This is a genomic window from Thauera sp. 28 (genome assembly GCF_000310145.2).
Classification (GTDB): domain Bacteria; phylum Pseudomonadota; class Gammaproteobacteria; order Burkholderiales; family Rhodocyclaceae; genus Thauera; species Thauera mechernichensis.
This window is the reverse complement of record NZ_AMXA01000009.1, coordinates 101,565-114,190: the sequence shown is the minus strand read 5'-3', so window position 1 is coordinate 114,190 and position 12,626 is coordinate 101,565. Positions and strand designations below refer to the sequence as shown.

The following is a 12,626-nucleotide window of genomic DNA, read 5'->3' as shown; positions in this document are numbered from 1 at the left end:
TGCACCGAGCGCTTCAGCTTGTTGCAAGTTCCAGGGGCCAGCCCAGACCGCGCATGACGCTGTGGAAGTCATCCGCCGGCGGCGCCATGATCTCCAGCGCAGTGTCCAGCACCGGGTGGCGCAGTGCCAGGCGTGTGCACGCCAGCAGCAGGCGATGGCTGTCGAACAGTTCGGCGAACAGCCGGTTGTGCCTGCCCTTGCCATAGGTGGCGTCACCGATGATCGGATGCGAGATGTGTTTGAGGTGACGGCGGATCTGATGACGGCGTCCGGTTTCGGGCGCGAGCTCCAGCAGCGCGTAGCGGCTGCTTGCATAGCGGTCGACCCGATGGGGCAGTTCGGCACAGGCCAGGCGCCTGAAGCGCGTGCGCGCATCGAGCGCAGTGCTAGTCACCTCGTCGCGCTCGAGGTCTTCGGGGTGCCCATCGCGGTTACCTGCGCCCACGCCGCGATCGCGCTCGATGGCGTCTAGCCGGCGTGCCAGCGGGTGGTCGATCAGGCCTGCCTGTGCTGGATGGCCACGGACGATGGCGAGGTAGCGTTTGTCGACCGTGCGGGTCTCGAACTGTGCGCCCAGCCGAGCGGCCACAGTGCGGTCGAGGGCGAACAGCAGCACACCGGATGTGCCACGGTCGAGGCGATGCGCCGGGTAGACACGCTGGCCGATCTGGTCCCTCAGGAGCTGAACGGCGAAGCGCGCCTCCTGGGCGGCAATCGGGCTTCTGTGCACGAGCAGTCCCGAGGGTTTGTCGATGGCGATGAGCCATTCGTCGCGGTAGAGCACCTGGAGCATGGTCGGGGCGCCTGGTCAGGGGGCGTAAAGCAAGAAAGCGACCCGGTGGGGTCGCTTTCGGTGAGGCAGGCCCGGTTGCAACCGGGCGGCTGGGGATCAGGCGAAGTTCTTCGCGGCGAATTCCCAGTTGGCCAGCTTGTCGAGGAAGGTGGCAACGAAGTCCGGGCGGCGGTTGCGGTAGTCGATGTAGTAGGCATGCTCCCATACGTCGATACAGAGCAGGGCGGTGTCGCCGGTCGTCAGCGGGGTGCCGGCGGCGCCCATGTTGACGATGTCCACCGAACCGTCGGCCTTCTTGACCAGCCAGGTCCAGCCAGAGCCGAAGTTGCCGACTGCCGAGGCCTGGAAGGCCTTCTTGAAGTCTTCGAACGAGCCCCACTTGGCCTTGATGGCGTCAGCCAGCGCGCCGGTGGGCTCGCCGCCGCCGTTGGGCGCCATGCTGTTCCAGAAGAAGGTGTGGTTCCAGACCTGGGCCGAGTTGTTGTAGATGCCGCCGGCCGGCGCCTTCTTGACGATGGCCTCGAGGTCGAGGTTCTCGTACTCGGTGCCCTTGATCAGGTTGTTCAGGTTGGTGACGTAGGCCTGGTGGTGCTTGCCGTAGTGGAACTCCAGCGTTTCCGCGGAGATGTGCGGAGCGAGGGCATCCTTGGCGTAAGGCAGGGCGGGCAGAGTGTGTTCCATGGAGTTTCTCCTGTATTCGATTTGTCCGTCGGCGGCATTAAACCAGGACCATTTTAGTCTGGTTTGCTGCGTGCTGACAATGCTGGGCCCAGAATGTTAAGCCTATCCGCGGGTTTGCGGAACAGGTCGTGTCGGGGGCCGCAGGGTCGGCCAAGCGGGTGAGGCTGGCTGATGGATGGCTGCGAGCACCTGTTTCGACCTCAATCAGTCGTCCTGGTGCCCGGTGACGCGGGTGGCGAGGCTGCCGTGGGCAAGTTGCACGCTTACGGTCGCGCCGTCGGGCACTTCGGCAGCATGACGGAGGACGCGGCCCTGCGTGTCGCGTGCGATCGCGTAGCCGCGCTCGAGCACGGCTTCAGGGGCCAGGTGCTGCAGGCTTGCCGCGAGGGCTTCGGTGCGCTGGCGCTGATGGGTCAAAAGGTGCTGCAGGCTGCGCCGCAATCGGTGCGCGAGTGCGTCCATTGTGCGCTGGTCCTGCGCCAGCCGTGGTACCGCTGCGCGCAGGCGCGCCCCCACATGCGCTGCATGCAAGCGGTCGAACGCCAGGCGTCGCCTCATGGCGTCGCTCAGGCGCTGGCCCAGGCCCTGCAGGCTTTTGGCCTCGTCGGCCATGCGCGCGCGTGGGTGCTTGAGCTGCAAGGCGGCACGGTCGAGGCGCTGGCCGAGCGCTTCAAGTCGCCGAATCATGGCGCGCTGCAGCTGGACATCGAGTCCGGGCAGGGTCGAACGCATTGCATGCCACCCTTCGGTGACGAGTTCGGCGGCGCCGGTCGGAGTCGGGGCACGCAGGTCGGCTGCGAAGTCGGCGATGGTCACATCGGTTTCGTGGCCGACCCCGCACACCACCGGCAGGCGACTGGCCCGCAGGGCGCGCGCGAGCGTCTCGTCGTTGAACGCCCATAGATCCTCGATACTGCCGCCGCCGCGCACCAGCAGCACGACGTCGATCGACTCCTGCGCAGCATGCGCGGCGGCAGCGTCGAGTGCCGCGAGCAGGCCGGGGCCGGCATCCGGCCCCTGGACGGGGGTCGGGAAGACAATGATCGGTACATGGGGGGCTCGCCGTCGCAAGGTGATGATCACGTCGCGCAGGGCGGCGGCCTGGGCCGATGTGACCACCCCGATTGCCCGCGGCAGACGAGGCAGGGGGCGCCGCCCGGCGGCGTCGAAGAGGCCCTCCGCGGCGAGCTTCTCCTTGAGACGGTTGAAGGCCTCGAACAGGCTGCCGATGCCGGCGGGGCGCAGGCTCTCGATGTTGAGCTGGTAGTCGCCGCGGGCTTCGTAGAGCGTGACCAGCGCGCGGGCTTCCACACGCATGCCGTTCTGCGGCCGGAAGGCTAGCAGCTGGGCCTTGTTGCGCCACATTGCGCAGCGCACCTGGGCATTCGCGTCCTTCAGGGTGAAATAGAGGTGGCCCGATGCAGCGCGGGTCAGGTTGGAGATTTCTCCGCCAACCCATAATAGAGGTAGCGCGGTTTCCAGTGCCTCGCGAGCGAGGCGGTTGAGGGCGCTCACGCTCAGCACAGCAGTGCTCGTCTGCTCGATTCCAGTGGGCCGTGAAACCGGCGTTTCGTAGGGGAAAGTCATGGAGGGATTCTAGCGGAATCCACAGTCTTCAGGCCTTGTCAAGACTCATGTTGCAAGTGCTTGACGGGAAAGGGGTTTGTTGTTAAGTATCTGATTTTATTGTGTTTAATATGTTGCACAATTTTGCATCGGAGTGAAGGAATGCCTGTAGCGGTAGGCTTTTCGGCCCGCTTTCACGAAATGTCCACAAACTTATCCACAGCTTTTGTGGATTCATTGGGGTGGTCTGTGAAATGCCGGCTGCTTGCTGCACGCGGGCGTCGGCGCTAGAGTTCCGCCTTTGCCCGCAAGAGGTTGCTCCGCGTGTTCGCAATCATTCAGGCCGTAGGCTGGCCCATCTGGCCCCTGATCCTCGCTTCGGTGATTGCGGTCGCGCTGATCATCGAGCGTTCCATCACCTTGCGTCGCGCTCGCGTCGTGCCTGCCGGCCTGCTCGACAACGTGCTCAATGATCTGCAGCAGGACGGCGCGTCTGCTGCGATGATCGAGCGTGTTGCGCTCCATTCGCCATTGGGACGAGTGCTGGCTGCAGGCTTGCGCAACGTCAATAGTCCGCGCGAGATGATGAAGGAATCGATCGAGGAGACCGGCCGTGCGGTTGTGCACGAACTCGAGCGCTTCCTGACCACCCTCGGCACCATTGCCGCCATCAGCCCGCTGATGGGGCTGCTCGGTACCATCATCGGCATGATCGACATCTTCGCTTCGCAGGGCGTCAGCGGGGCCAATCCAGCGCAGCTCGCCCAGGGCATCTCGATTGCGCTGTACACGACCGGCCTCGGACTGATCATCGCGATCCCGGCGATGATCTTCTGGCGGCATTTCCGTGCGCTCATCGACAGTTTCGTGATCGACATGGAGCAGCAGGCGATCAAGCTTGTCGAGGTGGCACATGGCGAGCGGCGGGCCTGACGGAGTGCCGGCATGAACTTCCGCCGTGGCAGCCGCAACGAGGAGCCGGAGATCAACATGATTCCGCTCATCGATGTCGTCCTGGTGATCATCATCTTCCTGATGCTGACGACGACCTTCTCGAAGGTGTCGGGGCTCGAGGTCAACCTGCCCACCGCCGAGTCGGAGGGCAGTGAGGTCGTCGCACGCGAGATCATCGTCGCAGTAACGGCAACGGGGGAGATCGTCGTCAACCGCCTGCCGGTCGCCGACCGCAGCATCGAGGCGATTGCCGCCGCCCTTGGCAAGGCCGTGCCTGGAGAGCCTGGCGATCCGCCCGTGGTGGTCATCAATGCCGACGCGAAGGCGACCCACCAGAGTGTGGTGGATGTCATGCAGGCAGCCCAGCGCGCCGGGCTGCCGCACATCACCTTCGCCACCCAGGCGCCCGCGCAGTGAGCGCGTGAGCATGGCCGCGCGCGCGCCAGACTTCTGGCGGGGCCGCGGTCCCGTCGCGTGCGCGTTGCGGCCGCTGTCGGCGCTGTTCGGTGCGCTCGCGCGTCGGCGGCGCGCGCGCGTGCGCGCTCAGCGCCTGCCGGTGCCGGTGGTCATCGTTGGCAACATCGCAGTGGGCGGCAGTGGCAAGACGCCGGTCGTGGCCTGGCTGGTCGAGGTATTGCGCGCGGCCGGCTGGCAGCCGGGGATCGTGAGTCGCGGCCACGGCGGTAGCGTGCAGGGCGTCGCGGCAGTGCCGGCCGATGGTGACCCGGCGACGTTCGGCGACGAACCGGTTCTGCTGGCTCGGATCACCGGGTGTCCATTGGTGGTGGGACGGGACCGGGTGGCGGCCGCGGCGGAGCTGTTGCGGAACACGCCCGCTTGCGACGTGATCGTCGCTGACGACGGTCTGCAGCACTACCGCCTGGGGCGGGACATCGAGATCGCGGTCGTCGATGAGGCCACGCTGGGCAACCGCTGGCTGCTGCCCGCGGGGCCGTTGCGAGAGCCCCTTGCCCGTCTGGCCGAGGTCGATCTCGTGATCGCGCATGGCGAGTTGTCGGCGAGCACGCGCGCGGCGGCACATGGTGTTCCGGTCCATGCCATGCGGCTGGAAGGCACTGTACTGCAGGCGGTGAATGAGCCACAGCGCACGCGTACCCTGGCTGAGCTGAGCGGGCAGAGGGTGCATGCAGTGGCGGGTATTGGTCGCCCGCAGCGCTTTTTCGATCAATTGGCCGAAGCGGGGCTGGAGGTGATTGAACACCCCTTTGCCGACCATCATGCCTTTGTCGCTGAAGACCTTGCGTTCGGCGATGCAAGGCCGATCCTGATGACGGCCAAGGATGCGGTAAAATGCCGGGCTTTCGCGCCTGCCGACAGCTGGGAGCTACCGGTGAAGGCGCAGATCGGCGTCGATGCCGCCACACGCATCCTGGAGAAACTCGAAGATGGACCCACGACTGCTTGAGATCCTCGTCTGCCCGTTGTGCAAGGGGCCGCTCGACTTCCTGGCCGACAAGCAGGAATTGGTGTGCAAGGCCGATCGCCTGGCCTACCCCATACGTGACGGTATTCCGGTCATGCTGGATGAGGAAGCACGCGCGATGAGCGCCGAAGAGGTCGACGCTTTGCGCGACCCCCGCCGCTGCTGAGCCGGACGGGCGCCATGACAGCGTTTCGGATCGTGGTTCCGGCGCGTTATGCGTCGACACGACTGCCGGCCAAGCCTTTGGCCGACATCTGTGGCAAGCCCATGATCGTGCGTGTGCTCGAGCGTGTGCGCGCAGCGGGGGCTGCCGAGGTTCTGGTGGCGACCGACCACGGCGGCGTTCGCGATGCCGTGAGTGCGGCGGGCGGTGTCGTGGTGATGACCCGTTCAGATCATCCGAGTGGTACCGATCGTCTCGCCGAGGTGGCTGAGCTGTGCGCGTGGGCCGACGAGGACATCATCGTCAATGTTCAGGGCGACGAGCCCTTGATCGACACTGCAGTCGTTGCTGCCGTTGCCGAAGCGCTCGCCCGGGATGCTGAATGCGCGATTGCGACGGCTGCCCACCCGCTCGCGGATGCGGCCGAGGTTTTCAATCCCAACGTGGTCAAGGTTGTCTGTGATGCCGCGGGGCGAGCGCTGTACTTCTCGCGCGCGCCGATCCCGTGGGCGCGCGATGCCTGGGCGGAGGCGCGCACCGGGTTGCCGGCCGGGCTGCCCATGCTGCGCCACGTTGGCCTCTATGCCTATCGCGTCGGCTTTTTGCGCCGTTATGCCAGCCTCGCGCCATCTCCGCTCGAGCACTGGGAGGCGCTGGAACAGTTGCGGGCGCTCTGGCATGGCTACCGTATCGGTGTGCTCGAACTCGACCATGCGCCTGCAGCAGGGGTGGACACCATGGAGGACCTCGAGCGCGTACGGGCAATTTATGCCAGTGGCGCTGTTTGACCGCCGCGACCTGCGTCGGTTAAGTTTCGGCCTGTTCATCAATCAATAATCAATCGGCCTCGTCCAGGGCCGTCAATTTCGGGAGGGTGTATGCGACTGATTCTTTTGGGGCCGCCGGGTGCCGGCAAGGGGACGCAAGCCAACTTCATCAAGGAGAAGTTCGGCATTCCGCAGATCTCCACCGGTGACATGCTGCGCGCAGCGGTCAAGGCGGGCACGCCGCTCGGCATCGAGGCCAAGAAGGTGATGGATGCCGGCGGCCTGGTTTCCGACGACATCATCATCGGCCTGGTGAAGGATCGCCTTTTGCAGGACGACTGCAAGGCCGGCTATATGTTCGACGGCTTCCCGCGCACCATCCCGCAGGCAGATGCAATGAAGGACGCCGGTGTGCCGATCGACTTCGTGCTCGAGATCGATGTGCCCGACAGCGAGATCGTCGAACGCATGAGCGGGCGCCGCGCCCACCTCGCCTCGGGCCGCACCTACCATGTCAAATACAACCCGCCCAAGGTCGAAGGCAAGGATGACGTGACCGGCGAGGATCTGGTGCAGCGCGACGATGACAAGGAAGAGACGGTGAAGAAGCGTCTTGATGTCTACCATGCGCAGACCAAGCCGCTCGTCGAGTACTACGGCAAGTGGGCCGCCTCCGGCGACGCCAATGCTCCCAAGGTGCGCAAGATCTCGGGTCTCGGCCCGGTCGAGGAGATTACCGCGAACGCTTTCGCAGCGCTCAAGTAATCTACTCTGGATCGTGGGCGGGCCGGTGTGTGTACTGGCCAGCTCTCTCGCGCGGCCGCGCCGGATTCGGTGGCGGCCGCGTTTGTTTTGATGCTGCGGCGAGATGCTTGCTTCGGCAAGGGATTTCGTCGGGAGGTCTGGCGCGATGACGCATTCGAACCTGCTCTATGCGCATTCGGGCGGCGTGACCGCCGTCATCAACGCGACCGCGGCGGCGGTGATCGAGGCCGCGCGCAGCTACGCACCACGCATCGGAAAGGTGCTGGCAGCGCATCGCGGTATTGGTGGCGTGCTCGCCGAGGATCTGATCGATACGGATGCGCTCGACGAGACCGCGCTCGAGCGCCTGGCCCGTACGCCGGGCGGCGCTTTCGGCTCATGCCGGTTCGACCTGCCGCGGGACGATGGCGGAGCAGTGATGGATCGCCTGTTCGCAGTGTTCGACGCCCACCGCATCGGCTACCTGCTCTACAACGGCGGGAACGGTTCGATGGACGCGGTGGCGCGCCTGCATGACGAAGCGTTGCGCCGTGGCTATCCTCTGCAGTGTGTTGGCGTTCCGAAGACGGTGGACAACGATATCGTCGGCACCGACTGCTGCCCGGGCTTCGGTTCTGCCGCCAAGTACCTCGCAACCTCGATGCTGGAAGCCGGGCTCGACATCGCATCGATGGTCGGACGCAAGGGTAGCGTCTTCGTACTCGAGGTGATGGGGCGCAACACGGGCTGGCTGGCCGCGGCTACCGCGCTTGCCGCTGACGGCGATCCCGAGCGCGCGCCACATGTGGTGCTGCTGCCGGAGGTGGGGTTCGATGAGGCGCGCTTCCTGCAACGTGTGCGCGAGACGACCGAGCGGCTCGGCTATTGCACGGTGACGGTGTCAGAGGGCATCCGTCGCGCTGACGGCAGTCTGCTCATGGAGAAGTCGCGCGACCCGCGTGGTTACGTCCAGCTCGGCGGCGCAGGGTCGGCAATCGCACGCCTGCTCCATGAGCAACTCGGTTACAAGCATCATTGGGCGATCCCGGACTACCTGCAGCGTGCGAGCGGGCACTGGCTGTCGGCGACCGATCGCGAGCAGGCGATGGCAGTCGGTCGGGCGGCAGTCGAGTATGCGCTTGCGGGCGGCGGTGGCCAGATGTCTGCCATCCGCCGCCTTCAGGATGCCCCTTACCGCTGGGATGTGGTCGCGGTGGACACGCGTCCGATCGCCAATCTCGAGCGTGCCCTGCCGTCTGCCTTCCTGAGCGCAGACGGACTCCACGTCACCCAGGCTGCTTGCGACTACATACGTCCGCTGATCGAGGGGGAGTTCACCCAGCCGGTGCGTGGCGGCCTGCCGGATTACCGGGCCTTCGAGCTACCCAGGCTGGCGCGTCTGCTGCCAGCCTGGGCTGGCTGAGCGCTTGGCTGCTCGGCGCCGTTTCCCCAGTCACTGTCCATAGGGTATCCACTTGTCTCGATCGATCAATCTGCTCATCGCTGGCCTGTTGTTCGTCGGTCTCAACACGTGGCTCGGTTCGGGACTCGGCGCCGCCGGCGCCGGGCTGGCCCTCGTGGCGACGATTGCCTGGTTGTGGATGAGCGAAGCGCTGCATGTCAGCGTCACCGCGCTGCTGGTGCCGCTGCTGGCAGCGGCGAGCGGTGTGCTTGCCTTCGACGAGGCCTTGTTGCAGTTCGCTGATCCGGTAATCTTCCTTTTTCTGGGTGGTTTCGCGCTTGCTGCGGGCCTGCAGCGCCAGGGACTGGATCGATGGATGGCGGGGCTGGTGATGCGGCGTGCCGGGGCGCACTTCGGTCGCGCCGTGCGCTGGATGTTCTGGCTCACTGCCTTCATGTCGATGTGGATCAGCAACACGGCCACGGCCGCGATGATGCTGCCGTTGGCGCTCGGATTGCTGTCGCCCCTGCCGGTCGAGCAGTACCGGCGCACCTGGATGTACGTGCTTCTTGGCGTCGCCTTCTCGGCCAACATCGGTGGCATCGGCACGCTGGTAGGTAGCCCGCCCAATGCGATCGCGGCCTCGAACGTGGGCCTGAGCTTCGCTGGCTGGCTCGCCTGGGGGTTGCCGCTGGTGCTCGTGCTGATGCCACTGATGGAGTTTGCGCTGCGTCGTACGCTGAAGCCCAGGCTCGACATCGTGCTGACTTCGCCGCCGCCGCCCGCAGCGTGGACCGGGCCGCAGAAGGCGATGCTTGGGGTGTTCGGGCTGACCGTCGCACTGTGGGTGTTTGGTGCGCCGCTGGGTGCAATGTTTGGTCTGGTACGCGGTTACGATGCGGCGGTCGCGATCCTCGCGCTTGTCCTTCTGCATGGGCTTGGGCTGGCCAGTTGGCGGGATGTCGAGCGCAGTACCGAGTGGGGCGTGCTGCTGCTGTTCGGGGGCGGGTTGACGCTGAGCAAGGCGCTGGCCGAGAGCGGCGCCGCCGCCTGGCTTGCCGCCCAACTCGGCGGTCCCCTGCAAAGCATGCCGGTGCTGCTTTGCCTGGGGCTGATGATCCTCTTCGCGCTCATCATCACCGAGGTCACCAGCAACACCGCCAGTGCGGCGCTGCTCATTCCGCTGTTCCTTGGTCTGGCGCCTCAGGTCGAAAGTGTGCCGCTTGCCGTACTGGTGGCGGTGGGCACGTCCTGCGCCTTCCTGCTGCCAGTGGCGACACCGCCCAACGCCATCGTGTTCGGTAGCGGCCACGTACCGCAGAAGGTGATGATCAAGGGCGGGCTGGGCGTGACACTGATCGTCTATCCCGCCCTGATCGTCGCTGCGGCGATCGGCTTGGTCCTCTACTGAGCGAAGCGCTCAGGCCTGCGGCTGGAGCACCGTCGCCGCCGCAGCGGGCTTGCGCTCCGGCATGTAGGCGGCAACCTGGCAGAGCACTGCGGCAACGTAGGGAATGCACTGCAGGCATAGGATGCCGACCCACAGTTGAGTCTCCAGGTTGTCTGCGCCGCGCTGCGCGACGAGGGTTGCCGCGCCGAGGAGCAGGGCGACGAGCATGCCGATCTCCTCGCGGATCGGATTGAAGAAGGCCAGTGCGCCGCCGCCGCGCCAGCCTTTGGGGGTGACGACGAACACGCCTTTCTTCTTGACCAGGCCGGCGAACACGCCGCGCGCGATCGCGTGCGCGAGGCCTACCGACAGGATCGAGGCACCGAGGATGTCCTTCCACGGGCAATCCATGGTGCGCCGGTAGAGGATGGGGCCGAGCGCCGCCTTGAAGGCCATGAAGCCGAGGATGGGCAGCGCGAGTGCGATCACCGGCAGGCCGAAGGCCTTCGGGAACAGCAGGATGCCCAGCGTCCACAGCAGGCTGCCGAACGCGAACACGAGTTGCAGGGCGTCGCCCAGCCACGCGAACCAGCCCGTGAGGAAGTGGTAGCGCTGAGCGAGGTTGAGGTTGCTGCGGCCGATCATCTGCGGCAGGTGGGCCTTGAGAATCTGCATTGCGCCGAAGGCCCAGCGGAAGCGCTGGCTCTTGATCGCTGCGAAGCCCGAGGGTGTCAGGCCACGGCCGAGGATATGGTCGACATAACGGGTGTCGTAGCCCTTCTCGATCAGGCGCAGACCGAGTTCGGTGTCCTCGCAGATGCACCATTCGGACCATCCGCCGACCTCTTCGAGCGCAAGGCGGCGCACCAGGGTCATGGTGCCGTGCTGGATCAGCGCGTTGCGCTCGTTGCGGTGGTGCATGCCGATGCGGAAGAAACCGTCGAACTCCCAGTTGCACATGCGCTTGAAGGGTTGGGTCTCCCAGTCGCGGTGGGCCTGAGGTGCTTGTACGACGGCGACGTCGGGCTGGTCGAAGTGGGGGATCAGGCAGGCCAGCCAGTCGGGCTCGACCACGTAGTCCGCGTCGACCACGCCCACCACCTCGGCGCGCGGATCGGTGACCTTGAGGCCGTAGTTCAGGGCGCCAGCCTTGAAGCCGGGCCAATTGGCAAGGTGGAAGAAGCGGAAGCGCGGGCCAAGTTCGGCGCAGCGGCGCTCGAGCGGCTTCCACAGCGCCTCGTCGCGGGTGTTGTTGTCGAGCACGAGGACTTCGAAGTTCTCGTAGTTCATCTTCGCCAGACTATCGATGGTGGCGATCACCATCTCCGGCGGCTCGTTGTAGCAGGCGAGGTGGATCGATACGAAGGGTTGCTGGTCGGGGGCGTGCGGCGGCAGCGGCATGAAGCGGCGCTGCCATTTCTTCTTGAACAGCACCTCGCCGAACTCGAAGCCGTGCGACAGCAGCACCGCTGCTGTCATGCAGGTCGCGCCGATGAGCAGCACCAGGCCGATGAGGTCGCGCTGGGTGAGGTAATAGTCTACCGGGACGTTGATGCCGATGATCAGCGTGGACACGCAGGCCTGGATCAGCGCAGCGAGGAAGAGGCGGCCGAACACGCTCCAGCCGGGCAGGAAGAAGGCTGCCAGCATCATCGGAATGAATGCCAGTGCAGCGGCGTTGCTTGCCTTTTGCGACCAGTAGGGATCCCGCTCGACGAGGCCTTCGAGCGCATACTTGAGCTCGCGATCGGCATTGAACATGCCCCAGTAAGGACCCGCCCAGCCTTCGACATCGACCTTCCAGGGTTGGTCGATGGCCTCCATCAGGAAGTAGTCGATGCGTGGGGTGCGCGGGTGGGCGAGAAATTCGCGCACGAAGCGAGCCTGGTTGTCGAGCGAGGGGACCGAGGCGCCGATGGTAGGGCCACGACTCGGCCAGCCGACCTCGCCGACGACGATCTTCTTGCGTGGGTGCGCCTTGGCGACTTCATCGTAGCGTTGGAAAGCATACTCGACCGCTTCCTCGACCGGCAGGCCTTCGTGATAAGGCAGCAAGTGCACGGTGATGTAGTCGACATGCTTGGCGAGCTCGGGGTAACGCAGCCACACGTGCCAGGGCTCGGCAGTGGATACCGGCTTGCGGATTGCCTTGCGTACCTGGTCGAGGTAGGTGATGAGCTCATCGACGCGCAAATCGCCGCGCAGGATGGCCTCGTTGCCGACCATCACGCGCTCGATGTGGCGCATGCTGCGGGCGGCGTCGATGAGGCCGTCGATCTCGCGAGCGTTCTTGTCCTTGTCGCCATCGAGCCAGGCACCGGCCGTGACCATCATGTCGCGCTCACCCGCCAGCGCCAGCAGGTCGGGCAGGTCATACACGCCGTAGGTGCGCAGGCCGTCCGACATGCGCCCGAGGAGGTCGAGGTCGGAGGCGACCTCCTGGCGGGCAGGGTAGCTGCCGCGGAGCGGGCTTTGGTCACGCTGGAAGCCGTTGTAGGCGAAGCCCTTGATACTCTGGTTGGTGCCGATGAACTCGACCCCACGGTTGAACTGCTGCCAGATCCAGTACTGAGCGAAGGCGACCATGGCGGCGATCGCGATGGCGACGGCCAGGCGGACTGCGAACGAAGCGGCGTGTTTCATATTCTTGTCTGGAGCCTTGCTGTGATCGTGCGGCGTGGTGGCCTTGCCCTCGTCTGCGTCGCGTGGTCGCGCCACGTGC

General features: G+C 65.6%; 12 protein-coding genes. 8 read left to right on the top strand and 4 right to left on the bottom strand.

Translation table 11 applies throughout. The annotated features are described in order from the left end of the window. Positions 1–13: 13 nt before the first annotated feature. The 3 genes from C662_RS09075 to xseA form a co-directional block, all read right to left on the bottom strand. Positions 14–793 carry a pseudouridine synthase gene (locus tag C662_RS09075; protein ID WP_002927716.1) on the bottom strand — a complete coding sequence of 260 codons (780 nt, stop codon included), beginning with the start codon at positions 791–793 and terminating at the stop codon, positions 14–16. Positions 794–889: 96 nt separating this feature from the next. Then, the gene (locus C662_RS09070) at positions 890–1,474 is read right to left on the bottom strand and encodes a superoxide dismutase (protein WP_002927715.1); all 585 of its coding nucleotides are present in this window, start codon (positions 1,472–1,474) and stop codon (positions 890–892) included. 204 nt (positions 1,475–1,678) lie between these two features. Further along, a complete protein-coding gene (gene xseA, locus C662_RS09065; RefSeq protein WP_002927714.1) occupies positions 1,679–2,998 on the bottom strand; it encodes an exodeoxyribonuclease VII large subunit in 1,320 nt (439 codons plus the stop codon). 366 nt (positions 2,999–3,364) lie between these two features. Between xseA and C662_RS09060 the strand changes: the two genes are divergently transcribed. The 8 genes from C662_RS09060 to C662_RS09025 all read left to right on the top strand — a co-directional run bounded on the left by C662_RS09060 (position 3,365) and on the right by C662_RS09025 (position 9,925). After that, a complete protein-coding gene (locus C662_RS09060; RefSeq protein ID WP_002927711.1) occupies positions 3,365–3,973 on the top strand; it encodes a MotA/TolQ/ExbB proton channel family protein in 609 nt (202 codons plus the stop codon). A 12-nt stretch (positions 3,974–3,985) separates the two neighbouring features. After that, the gene (locus C662_RS09055) at positions 3,986–4,411 is read left to right on the top strand and encodes an ExbD/TolR family protein (RefSeq protein ID WP_002927707.1); all 426 of its coding nucleotides are present in this window, start codon (positions 3,986–3,988) and stop codon (positions 4,409–4,411) included. Between the two features lie 10 nt (positions 4,412–4,421). Further along, entirely contained in the window at positions 4,422–5,420 is a 999-nt protein-coding gene (gene lpxK, locus C662_RS09050) for a tetraacyldisaccharide 4'-kinase (RefSeq protein WP_002927705.1), read from the top strand. After that, positions 5,401–5,604 carry a Trm112 family protein gene (locus C662_RS09045; protein WP_002927703.1) on the top strand — a complete coding sequence of 68 codons (204 nt, stop codon included), beginning with the start codon at positions 5,401–5,403 and terminating at the stop codon, positions 5,602–5,604. Before lpxK ends, C662_RS09045 begins: the two co-directional genes overlap by 20 nt. Before the next feature lie 14 nt (positions 5,605–5,618). Continuing rightward, positions 5,619–6,389: a 3-deoxy-manno-octulosonate cytidylyltransferase gene (gene kdsB / locus C662_RS09040; protein ID WP_002927701.1), complete on the top strand. Its 771-nt coding sequence runs from the start codon at positions 5,619–5,621 to the stop codon at positions 6,387–6,389. 90 nt (positions 6,390–6,479) lie between these two features. Beyond that, positions 6,480–7,133 (top strand): adenylate kinase, encoded by a 654-nt coding sequence (gene adk / locus C662_RS09035; RefSeq protein WP_002927699.1) that lies wholly within the window; start codon positions 6,480–6,482, stop codon positions 7,131–7,133. Between the two features lie 145 nt (positions 7,134–7,278). Beyond that, on the top strand, positions 7,279–8,535 hold the full coding sequence (locus tag C662_RS09030; protein WP_002927697.1) for a 6-phosphofructokinase: 1,257 nt from the start codon (positions 7,279–7,281) through the stop codon (positions 8,533–8,535). Positions 8,536–8,587: 52 nt separating this feature from the next. After that, positions 8,588–9,925, top strand: a complete 1,338-nt coding sequence (locus C662_RS09025; RefSeq protein WP_002927696.1) for an SLC13 family permease — start codon at positions 8,588–8,590, stop codon at positions 9,923–9,925. A 9-nt stretch (positions 9,926–9,934) separates the two neighbouring features. On the opposite strand, the gene C662_RS09020 is transcribed toward C662_RS09025, so the two are convergent. After that, entirely contained in the window at positions 9,935–12,547 is a 2,613-nt protein-coding gene (locus tag C662_RS09020; protein ID WP_198291887.1) for a glycosyltransferase, read from the bottom strand. Positions 12,548–12,626 lie beyond the last annotated feature (79 nt).